The 17,973-nt window shown below is 41.0% G+C and carries 14 protein-coding genes and 1 pseudogene; 1 reads left to right on the top strand and 14 read right to left on the bottom strand.

The annotated features are described in order from the left end of the window. Positions 1–596: 596 nt before the first annotated feature. From AC59HZ_RS27080 to AC59HZ_RS27015, 14 genes and pseudogenes are all read right to left on the bottom strand, one after another. Positions 597–1,685 carry a tartrate dehydrogenase gene (locus AC59HZ_RS27080; protein ID WP_496548866.1) on the bottom strand — a complete coding sequence of 363 codons (1,089 nt, stop codon included), beginning with the start codon at positions 1,683–1,685 and terminating at the stop codon, positions 597–599. Between the two features lie 675 nt (positions 1,686–2,360). Then, positions 2,361–3,050, bottom strand: coding sequence for a hypothetical protein (locus tag AC59HZ_RS27075; protein ID WP_496548865.1), 690 nt, complete (start codon positions 3,048–3,050; stop codon positions 2,361–2,363). Between the two features lie 143 nt (positions 3,051–3,193). Further along, the gene (locus tag AC59HZ_RS27070) at positions 3,194–5,374 is read right to left on the bottom strand and encodes a transglycosylase domain-containing protein (RefSeq protein WP_496548864.1); all 2,181 of its coding nucleotides are present in this window, start codon (positions 5,372–5,374) and stop codon (positions 3,194–3,196) included. 314 nt (positions 5,375–5,688) lie between these two features. Beyond that, complete coding sequence (locus tag AC59HZ_RS27065) at positions 5,689–6,063, bottom strand: FixH family protein (RefSeq protein ID WP_496548863.1); 375 nt, start codon at positions 6,061–6,063, stop codon at positions 5,689–5,691. Between the two features lie 237 nt (positions 6,064–6,300). Continuing rightward, complete coding sequence (locus tag AC59HZ_RS27060) at positions 6,301–6,459, bottom strand: hypothetical protein (RefSeq protein WP_496548862.1); 159 nt, start codon at positions 6,457–6,459, stop codon at positions 6,301–6,303. A gap of 113 nt (positions 6,460–6,572) precedes the next feature. Then, positions 6,573–7,040: a hypothetical protein gene (locus AC59HZ_RS27055; protein ID WP_496548861.1), complete on the bottom strand. Its 468-nt coding sequence runs from the start codon at positions 7,038–7,040 to the stop codon at positions 6,573–6,575. 255 nt (positions 7,041–7,295) lie between these two features. Beyond that, positions 7,296–8,399, bottom strand: a complete 1,104-nt coding sequence (locus AC59HZ_RS27050; RefSeq protein WP_496548860.1) for a Ger(x)C family spore germination protein — start codon at positions 8,397–8,399, stop codon at positions 7,296–7,298. Continuing rightward, complete coding sequence (locus tag AC59HZ_RS27045) at positions 8,396–9,496, bottom strand: GerAB/ArcD/ProY family transporter (RefSeq protein ID WP_496548859.1); 1,101 nt, start codon at positions 9,494–9,496, stop codon at positions 8,396–8,398. The genes AC59HZ_RS27050 and AC59HZ_RS27045 overlap by 4 nt, the downstream gene beginning before the upstream one ends. Before the next feature lie 4 nt (positions 9,497–9,500). Continuing rightward, entirely contained in the window at positions 9,501–11,033 is a 1,533-nt protein-coding gene (locus tag AC59HZ_RS27040) for a spore germination protein (RefSeq protein ID WP_496548858.1), read from the bottom strand. A 204-nt stretch (positions 11,034–11,237) separates the two neighbouring features. Further along, entirely contained in the window at positions 11,238–12,215 is a 978-nt protein-coding gene (locus AC59HZ_RS27035) for a 2-hydroxyacid dehydrogenase (RefSeq protein WP_496548874.1), read from the bottom strand. 130 nt (positions 12,216–12,345) lie between these two features. Further along, positions 12,346–12,531: pseudogene (locus tag AC59HZ_RS27030) on the bottom strand (Ger(x)C family spore germination C-terminal domain-containing protein); the annotation flags it as partial. Positions 12,532–12,592: 61 nt separating this feature from the next. After that, on the bottom strand, positions 12,593–13,693 hold the full coding sequence (locus tag AC59HZ_RS27025; RefSeq protein ID WP_496548857.1) for a GerAB/ArcD/ProY family transporter: 1,101 nt from the start codon (positions 13,691–13,693) through the stop codon (positions 12,593–12,595). A gap of 286 nt (positions 13,694–13,979) precedes the next feature. Further along, entirely contained in the window at positions 13,980–15,095 is a 1,116-nt protein-coding gene (locus AC59HZ_RS27020; protein WP_496548856.1) for a mechanosensitive ion channel family protein, read from the bottom strand. 245 nt (positions 15,096–15,340) lie between these two features. Continuing rightward, positions 15,341–16,687 (bottom strand): serine hydrolase domain-containing protein, encoded by a 1,347-nt coding sequence (locus tag AC59HZ_RS27015; protein WP_496548855.1) that lies wholly within the window; start codon positions 16,685–16,687, stop codon positions 15,341–15,343. A 254-nt stretch (positions 16,688–16,941) separates the two neighbouring features. Here AC59HZ_RS27015 and AC59HZ_RS27010 point away from each other — a divergent pair, with 254 nt between their 5' ends. Next, positions 16,942–17,910, top strand: a complete 969-nt coding sequence (locus tag AC59HZ_RS27010; RefSeq protein WP_496548854.1) for a bile acid:sodium symporter family protein — start codon at positions 16,942–16,944, stop codon at positions 17,908–17,910. Positions 17,911–17,973: the final 63 nt, after the last annotated feature.

Genomic DNA, 17,973 nt, shown 5'->3' with positions numbered 1-17,973 from the left:
TTAGGCACGCCGCCAGCGTTCGTCCTGAGCCAGGATCAAACTCTCCAAGAAAGTTGATTAGCTCATAAAATAAAACGTTGGCTCGTTTCAAAAGAAACGAATATTATTGTTTGTTGACGTTTTTGTTTGTTTAGTTTTCAAAGAACAATTTCACTATCGCTCAAAAGCGACTTTATTATCATACCAAGTTATTAACTCGAAGTCAATAACTTTTTTGTTTTTCTTTCATCGTCTCGCTGACGACTTTTCCTATATTACAGGAGATTAATAGATTGGTCAACACTTTTTCTAAAAAAAATTAAATAATGATTTATTTCCTCTTTAATCATCAATAAAGCAAAAGGAAGTCATTTCAGTTTGTAGCCTTTTATCGTATAGCGAGTGACATCTGTCTGCTGATATTTTGGACGACTTCTGATATTTTCTTAACTTTTGATCTTGGTACTTCCGCATCGACTAAAGCTTACCTATTCATCAGCCATCTTAACCTGAAGAATGTTTTCAATCGCTAGATTGTTAGAGGGCAGATTCTCCCTATAAAAAAAAGAGACTGCCTCAAAAGCGTTACCCATTAACACCCTTCAAGACAGCCTCTCTTATTCATTCACACTACCCCAAGACACCGAGCAAACCTTTTTCAACCGGCTGCAAATCGCGTCTCCAACCTCAATCGTGGAGGACTTGCCGCCAATATCCGGAGTCTTGGTTCCCTCATTGGTTACCTCTTCTACTACTTCTAAAAGCCTCTGACCAAGCTCATGCTCCCCAAAATGGTCGAGCATCATTTTAGCAGTCCATACCTGCCCGATTGGGTTGGCAATGCCCTTTCCATAAATATCCGGCGCAGAACCATGCACAGGCTCGAACATAGACGGATACTTTCCACTTAAATTAATATTCGCTGCCGGCGCAATCCCGATACTTCCCATGATCGCCCCGCCAATATCGGTTAATATATCTCCAAATAGATTACTAGCAACAATGACATCAAAAATCTGCGGACGTGTTACGAAAAAGGCCGCTAACGCATCGATATGATAGGTAGCTGTTTGAATATCCGTATAATCCGCTTTTACATCATTAAAGACCTCATCCCAAAACGGCATCGAGTGGACAATACCGTTCGACTTCGTCGCGGATGTAACGTGGCCTCTTCTCTGTTTAGCCAACTCAAACGCATAGCGCATCGCACGCTCAGTACCTTTTCTAGTAAAAATAGCATTTTGGATGGCAACCTCATCATCCCCTCGGTGAATCCTGCCGCCCACTTCACTATATTCACCCTCACTATTTTCCCTCACGACAATTAAATCAAAGTCATTAGGATTGATTAGCGGTGATTTCAAACCTTTAAAAAATTTAGCTGGACGAATATTGATCGATTGTTCAAATTCGCGGCGAATCTTAATCAATAGTCCCCATAACGAAACATGATCTGGAACCAACTGAGGGTTTCCAACCGCCCCTAAAAAAATCGCCTCAAAGTTTTTTAAGATATCCAAACCGTCTTCCGGCATCATTTTTCCATGCTCCAGGTAGTAGTCACAGCTCCACGGAAATTCATTGTACTCAAATTTTATACCGCCATGAATTTCAGCCACTGTATCTAAAACCTTTGTGGCAACAGGAACAACTTCTTTCCCAATCCCATCTCCCGGAATGACAGCAATCTCTAGTTTCTTCATACTAATATACCTACTTCCTTATTGGTATTTTTATAGCGAAATCTGGCATTCATAAATATCGCGCACATCTTGCAAATTTGGCTTGTAGACGGAAATTTGGGACTTTTCATCCATTACCAGCAATCCCTCAATAATCAGCCCCCGAATCGCTTCTCTGACGGGACTACGGCTAATTTTCACTTAAATTATAAAAGGAGTTTTCAGATATTTCAAATTATAATTCCTCGTATTCAAAAAAATAGGTTCGTAAAACGCATATGAATGGACTGGCAACAGGACCAGAAACTTCGGAATCGAAGTTTTGTCTATTTTTCAAGGGGCTTTGTCTATTTTTTTGGGGGTTTTGTTCATTTTTGAGGGCATTTTGTCTATTTTTGAAAGATGTTTGTCTATTTTTTTAATAGTTTTGTCTATTTAGCCAAAAAACGAAAAAATAGGAGCTCGAGTTTACTTGCCGCACATATGCTTTGGACAAATTTTGTGGCATATTGGACATTTTTGAGGGCACTTTGGACATTTTTTTATGTACATTGGACATTTTCGGGACCACTTTGGACAATTTTACGGACGTTTTGGACAATTAGCCAAAAAAACCAAAAAAATATAATTTCAACTTTTCCCCTATGTGAAGTAAAAAACAAGCGCTCCCATGAAGGAAGCGCTTGTCCTCAATTTTTATGATTTACTTAATTCAATAATCGCAAAAAGCTTCAAAGCTTCGTACTCTTCAGGTGTTAACCGTTTCATAACCGTCGATTGAATCTCCGATTTTACTTCAGGGGTTAATCCTCCCTTGGCCTTGTCGGCAAAGCCCATTAGCTCATTCATCGTAAATTTGGTTAATAAAAATTTCAATACTTGATCCCTTGAAGTAAACTTTAATTTCGAACTAGTGGAGGTTTTAGTCTCAGTTGATTTCTTGCTTGTCTTACTATCTTCAGAAGCAGCCTGGTCGCTGCTAGCAGAGGCAGACGCAACTAGAGGAGTGTTCGCCATTTGCACCACTGAATACTTATCAAGAATTTGTTGTTTTTTATCGGAACCCACTTCATCCTCAATGAATTGCTGAACGGATGGATCAGTCAATAGTGCTTGGATCTCCTTTTTCGGTACTTGATGAGAAATTTCCTCGACCACTTTTTTGGAGGCAAGATTCATCCCAATTTGATAGCCAAAAAATCCAATTACAGCAAGTAGGACTACAGGCAGTCCAAGCTTAAACCGTTTCTTCTTCCACAGCGGTGTGACAGGATAACGGTGATTGGTCCCTACCTTTTTATAATATTGTCCATCTTCAGCCTTATAATAGCGAATTCCCAAAAGCTTCAAAGGTGCTTTAGTTTCTTTCATTCTCATCTTCTGCATTGCGAGTACCCCTTAAAAAAATAAAATCTGAACCCATTCATTTTCATTTTATTTACAAAAAAAGTCAACAACAAAAGGGATAAAAAAAAGAGAAGTGCGCTAACACTTCTCTCTGCATACTCGTGGCGGGACAGGCACCGGAATCAATCGCCGTGTTTATGTTTCCCTTTTCCCTTCCCTTTCTCTTGCTGTTTCCATTCCTTTTGTTGATTTTTCATTTCCTCTTTTTGCTTTTTCTCTTCATCCTTCTCTGACTTCTCTTCTTTCTTAGGAATGGTTGGAACATCCGCAGAACTTACACCTCTGATATACAATTCATTATTCACTCTGTAAACGCTGCTCGGCTGCTTAAAATAGGATGCGTCTGTACCGAAAGCTTGCATCATCGCTTTAAACATCAGCTGCGAGATTTTCGTCGTATTGCCGCTCATATAGTTCCCCTGGCCGTTTTGCGCATACCCCGTCCAGACAGCCATGGTGTATTGCGGTGTATATCCAGCGAACCAGCTGTCATTTGTTGCCGAACTTGGGTATCCATATTTAGCTCTAGTTTTTGTATCAAAATTAGTGGTACCTGTTTTCCCGGCAACATCCAGTCCTGGTACGTTGGCTGTTTTTCCTGTTCCTTCATTAACAACGGAACGCATCATATCGGTCACCATATAGGCGGTGTAATCATGCATCACACGTTTTTCTTTTCCGGCAAAACTAACGACCGTGCCGTCCGGAAACACTACTTTTTGGACAAAATGCGGTTTATTGTAGACGCCATTATTACCAAAAGCACTGTAGGCCCCTGCCATCTCTAATGGACTTACAGTATTACCTCCGATCGAATAGGACTCATACACTTGGTCATTTTTAAAAGTAATGCCGAGATTCTCTGCAAAACTCTTTGACTTATCCATCCCAACCTCTCTCATGGTTAACAGAGCTGGGATATTGTAAGAGTTTTGCAATGCCGAGCGTATGGTCAGCACCCCATGATATTGATGATCCCAGTTGGAAATCGACTGGCCGGTTTCATAGGTCGTCGGCTGGTCATCAATCAAATGGGCAGTCGACCATTTTAAGTTTTCAATCGCCGGGCCATAATCAAAAATCGGCTTAAAGGAAGATCCAGGCTGACGGTTGATATCTACGGCAAAGTTGTTGCCAAGGAATGACGCTTTATAATCGTTCCTCCCGCTTCCAATCGCCCTGACTTCCCCCGTTTTCGTATCTAAAAAAACGAAAGCCCCTTGAAACTTTGCATCAGGATAGCCGATGATTTCATTGGTATTCATCATTTTGTCGGCATAATTCTGTGCTTTTGGATCGAGGGTTGTATAAATCGACAACCCATCTTCGCTGATGTTGACATCCTTTAGTTTTCCCTTTACCTCTTTCACCGCCGCGTCCAAAAAGGCCTCATAAGGCATGCTTTGCTGCGTGCTTTTTGGTACAAGCCCCTCAGTAATAGAAACTTTTTCTGCTTCTTTCATTTGAGTTTCCGTGATATACCCATCTCGAAGCATCGAGCTTAGGACAATGTGTCGGCGTTTCGTGGCTGATTCTTTATTTTCCGGCTTGGTCGGATCGTAATTATTCGGACTCTGCGGCAGACCGGCTAACATTGCTGCCTGCGAGAGCGTCATTTTTTTCAAATCATCGGCCTCAAGTCCATAATAATTCTTCGCGGCCGCCGCCACTCCGTATGAGCGATTTCCTAGATAGATTTTGTTCAAATACATCATTAATATTTCGTGCTTGGAGTACTCTTTTTCCAACTGATACGCCAGGTCCCATTCCTGCACTTTTCGCTTCAATGTTTTCTCTGGAGACAAAAAGGAGTTTTTAATGACCTGCTGGGTAATGGTACTGCCCCCCTGAGATCCGAAATCCCCGGTTACGTTCACGAAAATAGCCTTGGCCGTCCGTTTGAGGTCGATTCCATGATGTTCATAAAAATGGGAATCCTCTGTGGCTATAAACGCATGTTCCAGCACTTTAGGCACTTGTTCATACGAAATCTTCGTCCGCTTTTCCTTCCCGTATTCATATAGGAAATTTCCGTTTTTATCATAAAATTTCGTGGAAAGCGGATCCTCCAGCTTCGAAGCATCTAATGTAGGTGTACCCTTAATCATTGAAGCGAATGTGATGGCTCCTGCTCCTGTTGAAACAAGACCAAGTACCAAACAGACAATGATCACTTTTTTCAATAAAGATCCTTTCTTCAACAAGGATCCTCTTTTCGGTGTACCATTACTTCTCTGGTTATTTTGATTTGCTTTTTCAGCTTGTTTTCGTTCCTCACGAGATTGATAGTTTTCTTCTGACATTCTTCTTCTCTCCCATGTTAGGTTACTCTAAGTTGATCAACCCAATATTTGGATGTAATTTACATGAAGCTATTTATATACATTCGACAGGAAGTACAATTTTATGGGTGAGGACCAGGCTTTTTTTTAAAAAAATAGGATTGGATATTTTTGGGTGGGTATTGGACATTTTTGAGGGGACTTTGGACAATTTTTCGTGGGTATTGGACAATTTCGGGGTGCCATTGGACATTTTTTTATCCATTTTGGACATTTATACAAAAAATGGAAATCAAAAAACCAAAATCCAGGCACCCGAATTAACATTTTTAGTACTACTGTGCTTTTTTATAAACGATGGAAAACCGTTTTTCCCCCGCCCATTTTTCTCCTTTGTAATCAATCTTTATGGCTGCAGTATAATCGCCTTCCATCTCGATATTCGCTTTCCCAGTGTAGACTCCATCCCCAATATCTTGCATCTTCATGGAAAGATCGCCATGACTCATACCTTGCATTTTCAAATTGGCGCTAACCTTTGCACCTTCAACCGGTTTACCTTCACTGTCTGTGATTTTAAATTCAATGGGAGAAGCTTCACCAGGTGTAAACGATTTTGGCGTAGAGAGCTTTATCTGAAAGTTATTTGAACTGCAGCCGGAGATCAAAACCAATACTATACTAAAAACAAGGACGGTAAATTTGTTCATTACATCACAACCTTTCAAGTCATTATAACACCAAACACCACAGGGACGGTTCTCGTGGCTTATATTTATCTTAATTGTTATATTTAAAAAAAGGAAAATTGCGGGTGTACTGTATACTTACAAGCCTTTTATAAAGCTATACACGCTATAAGGTTTCTAAAGAAGAATTTCTGTATTTTAATGAGGGCCTATATGAGTTTTTCTAAAAATAGAAAAACGCCATAAAAGGCGCTCAATTCAATCTTTTCTATCATCATTATCGTCTAACCCATCCTTCCCCTTGTCCAACCCAGTCATATTATTTACAACTTGAAAAATTAAGTTAAGTCCCTGGTCCATTGCATGGATGGATTCCTCTTTGTCTTCTTGCTCCCTTTCTTTCTCATTACCTTCCATCTTCGGTCACCTCCTAAACGTAGGATTCGTAGTAGACCAAAAAATATTCAGACCTAACTACCAACAATCTGAACAAAAAAAGAGAAGTGCTCTACCACTTCTCTCTGCAAGACTTAAAAGTTTAATCTTATAGAAGGAATGAGTTCAGTGAAAATCTCATAGATGATTCCACCTAATATGACGCTCGCAGGTATGACGAGAAGGACGAAAGAAACATAGGCAAATATCCGTCTGCCATGGACGCGGTCAACCCAATTTGTTACCAGATGGACAGACATCGCTAAAAGTAGGCCTCCCAATAGGAAAAGAAGCGAGAACAAAGTGATTCCTAGTGGAGCTTGCGGCCCAAATAATTCATTACCCAGATTTGATAAAAAGAAGGGAATCCCGAAAATACATAAAATCATCCCTCCATAAATCAAACCTTTCCGTACCCAGCCGTTTGGCAAGTATTGGTGAATAAACGTATAGATGATACTGTTTGCCAATGTAAAACCGATACCCAATAAGACTAAGAAAAAGGTTCCTTGAAACGTAAATCCACTGGCCAAGAGAGGGAATACGATCGCAATAATTTTCATAACGAGTCGTAATAATAGACCAGCAATAATGCCAGAAATAACCGCAGAAAAGAAGCCAATGCCTAGATTCCTTGCAATTCGGGAAAACCGGGTTGAAGGTGAATCGATAACCGATGTTTTTTAATTTTTCCCCCTTTGTAGGTTTTACATCATATTATTTATATTAACCTTAACCATGAAAATTCCTTAAATACATAATCCCATCAGCCTTAAAAATTACGCATCCCCAATTTAATAGAACCGCATTGCCATGGTCTACTTAAGCGTCCCCATCCCGCTAATTGTTACATGTACCTTGACGTTCACATCAGCCTTCGAAAAGGCTTTTCCCCATTGATTTTGGACTTTTTTCCACTCTGGATACGTATAAGCTCTTGCATAGATCCCAAATCCGAAAGGGTCAATCTCCCTGGTTTGTGTTTTCTTTATTAAGCGCTCAAAATCCGCTTGCAATTTCGTTTCAATACTCTTTTGCAGTTTCGCTGCATCTTTCCGTACATTGTATGGAAAAAGTCGTTCTGTAATGGCAACTCTCATTTTTACGTCTGTGTCAAAAATAAAATGATTGTCATACCTTACCCTTGTTTTTACTTTAATGCTTGGTGTACTAAAGCTGATCCAATGCTGATCAAGTCCATTCGATTCCATAGGGACGGAAATGGTAAATGGGAAATCCCCTTTTGTTTTATGCTGCAGGATACGTAAAAATTTGTTTTCATAAGGCGTTATGCTTAACTTATATCTGCTCTGTTTATCCAGCAGAGCCGTGCCCGTCAACATGATTTTACCGTCTTTTTTCATTTCGGTAATGCTTGCTGTTATCCCTTTTTCCGTCGTTTGCTCATGAAATTCTTGAAGTGTCGTTTTTATGGAGACATTTCTTCTGTAAGCTGTATCCACTAAATTGGCTAAATACAAAGGGAGACGAGGCTTGTCTTTGGGCCTAAAAAAAATGACGTCCGAAACAGGACCATCTACGGCGACAACTCTTGTTGTAACCGTATTTTTGGGGTCCCGATAAAAAGGATCGATGTAATCAATCCAATTTTTTCGTTTTAACAGCTTTTTCCCAACTAAGAGTAATTGTGTTTTGCTTCCTGATGTTAAAGCCATTACGGTCTGATCAAACAGTTCCCTGGAATCTCGAATTGAAACAGCCTTCACTTCGACTTTCTCCTCTTTTACCTTTGCTTCTTTGTTAAACACCGGACTCGACATATACACCAATAAATGGCCATCCTCATCCACATCTAATCCTAGTATAAGTGACAGAGTGACATCCTCAACATACATTTGGTCCACGCATCCGGTCATCATCATAGCCACAAGCGATAGGCAAAGCAGTGTCTTCCTTTTCAATGACTTACCCTCCGACGGAATTTTTCATATATCCAGCTATAGACCCATAAAAAGGGCGGGGCAACGAATGCCAATGCCAGCCCGCCTTTGACCACCCTCTTCTGCCACTCTTCCGAATCAATCCAGGTAGGATCCTGCAAAAATACTGATCCAATAATAATCAATAATAAAATGATGACGTGATTGCTGTGATCCTGTTTTCCAATCAATTGACTTGAACAAAAGGTTGCAAAGTATACGCAGGGAATCCAGGATGAGGAAACAACAATCAGATAGACGGCTAATAAAACCATGTCAAAACGCTCCAAAAAACGAAATTCAATGAGTTTAAGTAAATTCAGTACAGGTTGATTAAATTCAATAATCCCATCGGGGCTAAAATAGACAAAGCTGACAACCGTCACAAACACGTAAAACAACATCGTTAAAGTGGTCGCAATCGTAATTCCGAGCACAGCATGCTGCTTTTTTTGTAAAAAGGGGTACATAAAGAACGCTACTTCAAATCCCAAAAAGGAAGAAACAGTGGTCGGCACAGCAGATAAAACCGGTCGCCACCCTTCTTTAAGCAAAGGAAGGAAGTGGAGCCAATTTCCATCCTTTAGCGGTATCAATAAAAACAGAGGAATCCACATTATCATATAAAAAGTTAGTTCCGAGTACCTGCCTAAAACGCGCAGCCCGTTGCGGGCAACAAAAAAAGTCGGAATCGAAAATAATAACAAAATGATATAATCAGGGGTTTTAGGCAGAAACCATGCCTTGATATAGAGACAGGCACTTACAAGAATGCTCCAAGCGGAAAATGCAAAGTACACCATGTAAACCGAGACTAGCGCTTTCCCCAGTATTTTTCCGAAAAAACGTATAAGAATTTCGTAAAGGGTGTCCTCAGGGTATTTTGCAGCCGTTTTAACTAAAAAAATGCTGGCTGAGACTGAGCATAACCAGCCAATTATGATAGCGATCCAACCGTCGGTTCCAGCTTTTTCGGCAAGTATGCGCGGGAGGGATAGAACTCCGGTCCCTACCTGCGCTCCATTAATCAAAAAAATATACTGCATGAGCGTGATTTCATTATAGGCATATTTTTTCATCGTTTCACCTTTTAGTGCGATTTCGCCCTTGTCGAATAGTTGGAATAGCCCCAGTCCCTTTGGGGCGGCTTTTCATTGCCCATAAAGGAAAGCGCAAAAACGCATCCTTCATATCAGCAAATCGGAATGGAGCTAGAGGAGTTCCATAGGGTGTGCCTAATGATTCAAGACTAACCAGGTGGCCGACTATGGTCATCCAGCCTACCACAATCCCTACAATTCCAAACATGGCGGCGGCTAACATCATAGGGAATCTTAACAGTCTAATGGACGAACTCATATCATAATTAGGGATGTTATAAGAAGCGATAGCTGTAACAGCAACGACAATAATCATAATGTTGCTGACAATTCCCACCGCAACAGCCGCCTGACCAATGATAATGCCTCCCACAATACCAATGGTCTGACCGATCGGGGTCGGCAGCCTTAGTGCCGCTTCCCGCATCAATTCCAGGATCATCTCCATAATTACCGCTTCCAGTACGGGTGGGAACGGAACTTGTATCCTTGATTCTGCAATCGAAAGTAAAAGCTCCATCGGGATGACTTCAAAATTATAGGAAATAAACGCAACATAGCTGGCGGGAAAAAATAAGGCAATAATAAAAGATAAAAAACGGCTTACTCGGATGAACGAAGAAACTAACCACCGGGAACCGTAATCATCCACAGCCTGAAAAAAGGACATAAAATTTGTCGGAGCAATCAATACGCTCGGAGAACGGTCCAAAACAATCACAAATCTTCCCTGGAGAATGTGGGATACTGCTGTATCAGGTCTTTCGGTCAACATAATTTGCGGGAAGGGTGAATAAGGATTATCTTCAATGAACTCGATCAGCTCGCCAGTATTAATAATCGCGTCAACTGTAATTTTTTGAAGCCGTGACTCCAATTCTCTTAACACGTCTTCAGAAGCCACATCTCTTAAATATAAAAGAGAAACCTTTGTTTTTCCTCGTAAACCGATTGTCATTTCTTTCAGTATTAATTCGTGGTGGGGAATATACCTGCGAATTAATGCGATATTTTGAGTCCCTGTTTCCACAAATCCTTGATGAGCACCTTTTAGAGCTATTTCGTTTTGAGGGTCATTAAGTTGTCTTTGCGGCCATCCTTTTGTATCTAATCGATACCCGGTGTTTTGTCCATTTAACAATAAAACGCTATCTCCACCTAGAATCGCACTTTCGATCTGGCCCCACGTATCGACGACTTCGACATCTCCTATTGTAATGGGCAGTTCCTTATCAGGTTCGAAGGAGCTGCTCATCAATGGCTTCAAAACATGATTATGAATCGCATCTTTATTCGTCAATCCAGGCAAATAAACCAAAGCAGCATCAGATTTACTAGCGGTGATTGAAAAGCGACGAATCACTAAATCAGGTGCCTGAGAAAATAGCTGTTGGAGTTTCTCTATATTATGGGATAAATCAGAGTCCAGGACATCATTCTGAAGATTAGAATGGGTGCTTACTTGTTGGTGCCGAGGAGAGCGCTTGCCTTTTAAGGGCTTCAGAAAATCAAACATCCACTCCGTCCCTTTCTCAATAGTTTTAAGACTTTGTTTTTAGTATGCATTCACAAAGGAAAAATATTCTAATCCCATTCAAGCAGCCAGCAAAAAAAGACCTCCGCGTCACCGCAAAGGTCTGATTTTCTTTATATTTAATTTCACTCAAACTACGGGGGACGGTTCTTGGCTCAAAAAAGCCGTGAGAACCGTCCCAATGGATTACCGTTGACATACAGCTGGATTAATAAGATTCGGAGGTGTCTCCCCCTGCACTCCCAGGACAAGATTCTCGGCAGCCAGCTGCGCCATTTTCAATCGGGTTTCATGGGTGGCCGACCCAATATGCGGTAAGGTCACCACATTATCCATGGACAGCAACGGATGATCCGGTTGTACAGGCTCCTGCTCAAAAACATCGAGCCCAGCTGCCAGGATATCCCGATTTTGCAGCGCCCGAACCAAGGCCTCTTCATCCACAGTCGCGCCTCGCGAGCCATTTACAAAAATGGACGTTTTTTTCATTAATTTAAATTCCTTTTCACCAATCAGCTTTACTGTAGCTGGAGACAGCGGAGTCATGAGGCAAACAAAATCCGATTCCCGGCATAATTCCTCGAGGGAGCAATACGTTGCCTGGAAGGTTTGCTCCGCTTCAAGATTACGTGAGCGATTATGATACATAATCGGCATATCAAACCCAAAATGAGCTCTTTTGGCAATGGCCATTCCGACTCCACCTATTCCAATGATGCCCAGTTTTTTATGGTGCACATCGATTCCAAACAGATTTTCACCATCTGTTGGTAACCATTTTCCTTCCTTCACATACCGGTCCAATTCCGGCATTCTTCTAGCAGCTGCCAGCATCAGCCCAAAAATCGTATCCGCTACTGTATCATTTAAAACGCCCGGAGTATTAGTAGCCATTACGTTTCGATTGGTTATGGCAGGAATATCGAAGTTGTCGTAGCCGACAGAAACATTACTCACAATTTTCAGTTGAGGAGCACGCTCCAACAAATCTTTATCTACCTTTAAACTGGAACCCAGAATTCCCTCGGCATCCTTTAACTCCTGATAAAAACTTTCATAGGTATCCTCATTCAACTTTTCAAAATATACTACCTCACACGCTTCCCGGATAAATTCCAAAACTGTGGAATCGAGTTTCTTATAGACAATAACCTTTGGTTTCATGATCCTGCACCACTTTCCTCTTTGTAACGATATATCTATTGTATAATTGTCCACCCCTAAATCACCAATAATATACATCTATCGAAACCAAAGGGACGGTTCTTATTTTATGGAATCGCATACCCATGTACTACTTAATCGTCCCCATCCCGCCAATGGTTACCTTTACCTTGACGTTTACATCCGCCTTCGAAAAGGCTTGTCCCCAGTAGTTTTGGACCTTTTTCCACTCAGGATACTTGTAGGCTCTTGCATATCGGCCATATCCAAAAGGGTCAACGATGGCGGTCTGCGTTTTCTTGATTAAGCACTCAAATGGTCCACGCATCCAGCCATCATCATAGCCACAAGCGATAGGCAAAGCAGGTTCTTCCTTTTCAATGGCTTACCCTCCGACGGAACTTTTCATATATCCAGCTATAGACCCATAAAAAGGGCGGGGCAACGAATGCCACTGCCAGCCCGCCTTTGACCAACATCTGTTGCCACTTTTCCGAATCAAACCAGGTAGGATCCTGCCAATATACTGACCCAATAATAATCAATAATAAAATGATGACGTGATTGCTGTGATCCTGTTTTCCAATCAATTGACTTGAACAAAAGGTCGCTAAGTATACGCAGGGCATCCAGGCTGAGGAAACAACAATCAGATAAACAGCCAATAAAACCATGTCAAAACGCTCCAAAAAACGAAATTCAATGAGTTTAAGTAAATTCAATACAGGTTGATTAAATTCAATAATCCCATCGGGGCTAAAATAGGCAAAGCAGACAACCGCCACAAATACATAAAACAACATCGTTAAGGTGTTCGCAATCGTAATTCCGAGCACCGCATGCTGCTTTTTTTGTAAAAAGGGGTACAAGAAGAACGCTACTTCAAATCCCAAAAAGGAAAAAACCGTGGACGGCACAGCAGATAAAACCGGTCGCCACCCTTCTTTAAGCAAAGGAAGGAAGTGGAGCCAATTTCCATCCTTTAGCGGTATCAATAAAAACAGAGGAATCCACAATACCATATAAAAAGATAGTTCCGAGTACCTGCCTAAAACGCGCAACCCGTTGCGGGCAACAAAAAAAGTCGGAATCGAAAATAATAGCAAAATGATAAAATCAGGGGTTTTAGGCAGAAACCATGCCTTGATATAGAGACAGGCATTTACAAGAATGGTCCAAGCGTAAAATGCAAAGTACACCATGTAAACCGAGACGAGTACTTTTCCCAGTATTTTTCCGAAAAAACGTATTAGAATTTCGTAAAGGGTGTCCTCAGGGTATTTTGCAGCCGCTTTAACTAAAAAAATGCTGGCAGAGACTGAGCACAACCAGCCAATTATGATAGCGATCCAACCATCGGTTCCAGCTTTTTCAGCAAGTATGCGCGGGAGGGATAGAACTCCGGTCCCAACCTGCGCTCCATTAATCAAAAAAATATACTGCATGAGAGTGATTTCATTATAGGCATATTTCTTCATCGTTTCACCTTTTAGTGCGATTTCGCCTTTGTCGAATTGTTGGAATATTCCCGGTGCCTTTGGGGCGGCTTTTCATTGCCTATAAAGGAAAGCGCAGAAACGCTTCCTTCATATCGGCAAATCGGAATGGTGCCTCAAACAGCCACTCCGTCCCTTTCTCAATAGTTTTAAGATTTTGTTTTTAGTATGCATTCACAAAGGAAAAATATTCTAATCCCATTCAAACAGCCGGCAAAAAAAAGACCTCCGCGTCACCGCAAAGGTCTGATTTTCTTTATATTTAATTTCAATCAAATGAACCCATAGTTTGCATCAATTCATTGGATTGCGGTGATACATAAATCGTCCGGCTTGGAAAGGCGACTTGTACTCCCTCTTCCTCTAAAATCCCCATGATTTCTAAGTTAATTTCATGCTTGATTTTCACGTGCTCCGCCCATACAGTCGTATTCGTGAAAAAATAGACCAGAACATCGAGACTGCTTTCATTGTAATGATCGAAGGCTGCCATAATCGTATCCGGATGGATCTCTTCATGGGTCCTCAACATTTGGTCAATCCGGTAAACCACTCGCTGAAGTTGGTCTTTGGTAGTTTGATAGTTAAGTCCCAAGTGGAAAGTGATCCGTCTTTTCCCCATACGGCTCCAATTGGTAATAGCCTCATTCGCAAGTGTGGCGTTTGGAACTGTCACCAACGCTTGACTAAAGGTTCGAATTTTAGTACTTCGGAAATTAATATCCTCGACGATCCCCTCAACGCTAGGAGTCAGGATCCATTCACCAATGGAAAAAGGTTTTTCTGTTACAATGACAATCCCGCCAATGAGATTGCCAACCGCCTCTTTTGCCGCTAAAGCAAAGGCCAGACCCCCTAATCCGAGACCTGCGACCAACCCATTAACGTCGTAATCAAACTCCTGCCCGATAATACTGATACTGATGGCAATCAGGATAACGCGGATAGTCCTTGAAAAAAACGGAATCAGAATGGAATCAATCTTATTGGTTAATTTTTCATTTAAACTTATTAAGATCCCCGATGTAGGAGAGGTCAAATTAAACAATCCCCATGTAATTAATACGATGACCATGGAACGCAAAAGTTTTAAAAATAAGGCATTCTGTTGTTCGATAAAAGGAAAATAGTCCATGGCCAGGTACAAACCAAAAATAATGAAAAACCAGCCTAAAGGACGTTCAAATGCCAAACATATTTGTGTAAAAAAATCCGTTGGCGTCTTCTTAGTCAATTTTAATATCAACTGAAACACATACTTGGTAAATATGTTTCGAAAGAGAATAAATAGAAGCAAAATCCCTATTGAAATCCCTAAATTCTTTAACATATCATAGTCGATTCCCGCCGCCCCAACGGCCAATACAAATGAATCAATAGACATTTCTAAAATACCTTCTCCCTTTTACGATACTTTTTTAGCAGTCATAATAGTTACCTGCATTTCAAACAATTACACCGCAATATAATAACTTTTTTAACAGGATTTTTGAATGCAACAAAAGACTCAAAACGGTGAGAGGTGCAAAAATATACCTATCGTTAGGGCGAAGGAGATTTGCAAAAAGTGCTTCAGGAAAAGGGAAGTAAGACATGTCTCACTTCCCTCAAAATATTCATAAACATTATTCAGGAAGAAGCAGGTTTACACCCATTCTTCTTTAAGAGCATCCTTAAACCCATAAAAGCTGCCCGAGTTTCACCAATCAAATCAAAATAAAACTGAATCGGCTTCTCTTTTTTAGTGATGACAAGAGTGTCTTCCCCGCTTGCCCTTAACGAAAATTCATTATCATTGATGATCGCTTTTAACGTATTATCTTCAAATAAAATCTGAATACAATCTCCCTCTTCACTTCCATACGTCCCAACAAATTTCTTCAGCTGTTCTTCCGGGAGGTCAACAAACTGTTCCTTACTTCTTTTCTCCTCTAATGATAATCCTAAAGCATGATTCACAGCCTCCAGCCAGATGTCTTTCGCAGAAACCTCCGATACATTGGTTAACACAGCCACGACCAGGTTATGTTCCGGGATAAAACCAAAGTTAGAGGAAACACCTGGCTGGCCGCCGCTATGCTCGACCAGTGCGACACCGTGGTAGTCTGGTGTCACTTCCAATGCATAACCATAATAAGAGCTTCGATTGATAGGATAGTAGGGCTGCTGCATTTTCTCTAATTGTTTCCCCGATATAAAGGGCTCTCCTTTGTGGATATAAAGTTCACCGTATTTTAGTAGATCAAGAACATTGGAGCGAATGCCTCCACCAGCTTCATAGTTTCCTAGAACTGGCCATGACTGCTTTTCGTGCTGGCCCCTCCCTGAATGATAGACATATGGAGTGGATACATCCTCAAATTTATATAATTCTTCAATACTGAATGTTGTACGATTCATTTCTAAAGGATATACCAGCTCTTCCATGATATATCTTCTAAACAATCGCCCCGTTACCCGCTCAATTAGGGCGCCCAGCAGCAAAAAGGTATCATTGCAATAACTTAGGAATTCCCCCGGCTTGCCTAGTATAGGATGATGGTGCCCCGCTAAATAGGCAAGGTGTTCACCAAATCGATTCAGCTCTTCCCTCCTTTTGATTGGCTCAAGTCCAGTGGTATGGGTTAGCAAATGATGGATTTTTATAGATTCCATCTTTTCAACGCTGGGTATAAAAAATTCAGGCAAGTAAGCAATGACTGGGTCATCGATCGATAGTTTTCCTTCTTCCTCTAACTTCATGATTGCTAAAGCGGTAAAGGACTTCGTTACAGACGCAGTACCGAAGATAGTGTTTGGGGTAACCGGCTCATTTGTATCCAGGTCTTTTACCCCAAAGCCTTTTTGATAAATGACCTTTCCATTTTGGCTTATAGCAACGGCCGCTCCTAAAATATGTTCATTTTCCATTCGTTCGTAGAGTTTTTTCTCAAAAATTGTCCAATCCAACATGCAGGCACCTCTATTCTTTTTCATAGTAATCTTTTAATCACTTAGCAAGCCCTTGACTTTAGAATTCTTACTAACAGCAACTAATTCCTTCTAATTCATTTTTGTTTCGAATGTGGGGGAGCTTGAAAAAGCATGTTTTTCCTTAAACAGGCAACCTGGACCTTCGTGCTTCACCGCTTTAAACTTTTAATTTAGTAGACTTAATTTATTGATTTTTTGAAATATTTAATCTAACATTTAAAATATTGAAAAAAATTTTTTTATTTGGAGGGTTTACTTTGGAAGTCATCGAGAAAATCAGTAGCTTTGCGGGAAAAACATTTACATTATGGGTTTTGATTTTTGCAGTAATTGCTTATTCTTTTCCTGAGCATTTTGTGGGGCTGGGAGGCTATATTGTTCCACTATTAGGAATTGTTATGTTTGGAATGGGATTAACACTTGAGTTGTCGGATTTTAAAGAAGTGTTTAGAAGACCAAAAGAAGTAGCACTTGGAGTTATCGGTCACTTTATCATTATGCCTCTGCTTGCCTTTTTACTGGCTGTCGGGCTTGATTTACCGAAAGAAGTCGCGGTCGGGGTCATTTTAGTAGGATGCTGCCCAAGCGGCACAGCTTCGAATGTGATGGTGTTCCTAGCAAGAGGAAATGTGGCACTCGCCGTTGCCATTGCCTCAGTTTCTACGCTTCTTGCACCAATCGTTACACCATTGCTCATTCTTCTGTTTGCAAGCAAATGGGTGGATGTCAGCGTTTCATCCTTATTCCTTTCGATCGTACAAGTTGTCATTGTTCCATTGGCACTTGGCTTTATCATTAAAAAGTTCTTTGGAAAACAAGCGCAGGCCGGTGCAAAAGCAATGCCGCTTGTTTCTGTTATCGCGATTGTGTTAATTGTCTCTGCAGTTGTCGCAGGCAGCGCAGCCAAAATTGCCGAATCAGGACTGCTTATTTTTGGAGTGGTGATTCTTCATAATCTGCTTGGATTCTTAATTGGCTTTTTCTTTGCCCGTTTATGCGGAATGAATCTGGCCAAACAAAAGGCTGTGGCCATGGAAGTCGGCATGCAGAATTCCGGATTGGGAGTGGCCATCGCCACTGCACATTTCTCTCCTTTAGCGGCAGTACCAAGCGCCATCTTCAGCGTTTGGCATAATATTTCTGGCTCCCTTCTCGCTAATATTTTTAGCCGGATGAAGGACAAACATCAACCCGACCAAAGCAACAAGAATGACATGGCCGTTTAGTTAAATAGAAACTTTTCTTTTAAAACCATTCTGTAAAATCAGGGTGGTTTTTTTCTTTGCCGG

This window comes from Neobacillus sp. DZ-9, assembly GCF_059587065.1.
The sequence above is the reverse complement of the archived record's forward strand: the minus strand, read 5'-3'. Positions and strand labels throughout refer to the sequence as shown.

Excerpts from the sequence above, each read along its gene's own strand:
- AC59HZ_RS27015 (WP_496548855.1), bottom strand. The coding sequence starts at position 16,687 with ATGAAAAAGAATAGAGGTGCCTGCATGTTGGATTGGACAATTTTTGAG.
- AC59HZ_RS27055 (WP_496548861.1), bottom strand. The coding sequence starts at position 7,040 with ATGAAAATTATTGCGATCGTATTCCCTCTCTTGGCCAGTGGATTTACG.
- AC59HZ_RS27070 (WP_496548864.1), bottom strand. The coding sequence starts at position 5,374 with ATGTCAGAAGAAAACTATCAATCTCGTGAGGAACGAAAACAAGCTGAA.
- AC59HZ_RS27025 (WP_496548857.1), bottom strand. The coding sequence starts at position 13,693 with ATGAAGAAATATGCCTATAATGAAATCACTCTCATGCAGTATATTTTT.
- AC59HZ_RS27080 (WP_496548866.1), bottom strand. The coding sequence starts at position 1,685 with ATGAAGAAACTAGAGATTGCTGTCATTCCGGGAGATGGGATTGGGAAA.
- AC59HZ_RS27020 (WP_496548856.1), bottom strand. The coding sequence starts at position 15,095 with ATGTCTATTGATTCATTTGTATTGGCCGTTGGGGCGGCGGGAATCGAC.
- AC59HZ_RS27045 (WP_496548859.1), bottom strand. The coding sequence starts at position 9,496 with ATGAAAAAATATGCCTATAATGAAATCACGCTCATGCAGTATATTTTT.
- AC59HZ_RS27065 (WP_496548863.1), bottom strand. The coding sequence starts at position 6,063 with ATGAACAAATTTACCGTCCTTGTTTTTAGTATAGTATTGGTTTTGATC.
- AC59HZ_RS27035 (WP_496548874.1), bottom strand. The coding sequence starts at position 12,215 with ATGAAACCAAAGGTTATTGTCTATAAGAAACTCGATTCCACAGTTTTG.
- AC59HZ_RS27040 (WP_496548858.1), bottom strand. The coding sequence starts at position 11,033 with ATGTTTGATTTTCTGAAGCCCTTAAAAGGCAAGCGCTCTCCTCGGCAC.
- AC59HZ_RS27060 (WP_496548862.1), bottom strand. The coding sequence starts at position 6,459 with ATGGAAGGTAATGAGAAAGAAAGGGAGCAAGAAGACAAAGAGGAATCC.
- AC59HZ_RS27075 (WP_496548865.1), bottom strand. The coding sequence starts at position 3,050 with ATGCAGAAGATGAGAATGAAAGAAACTAAAGCACCTTTGAAGCTTTTG.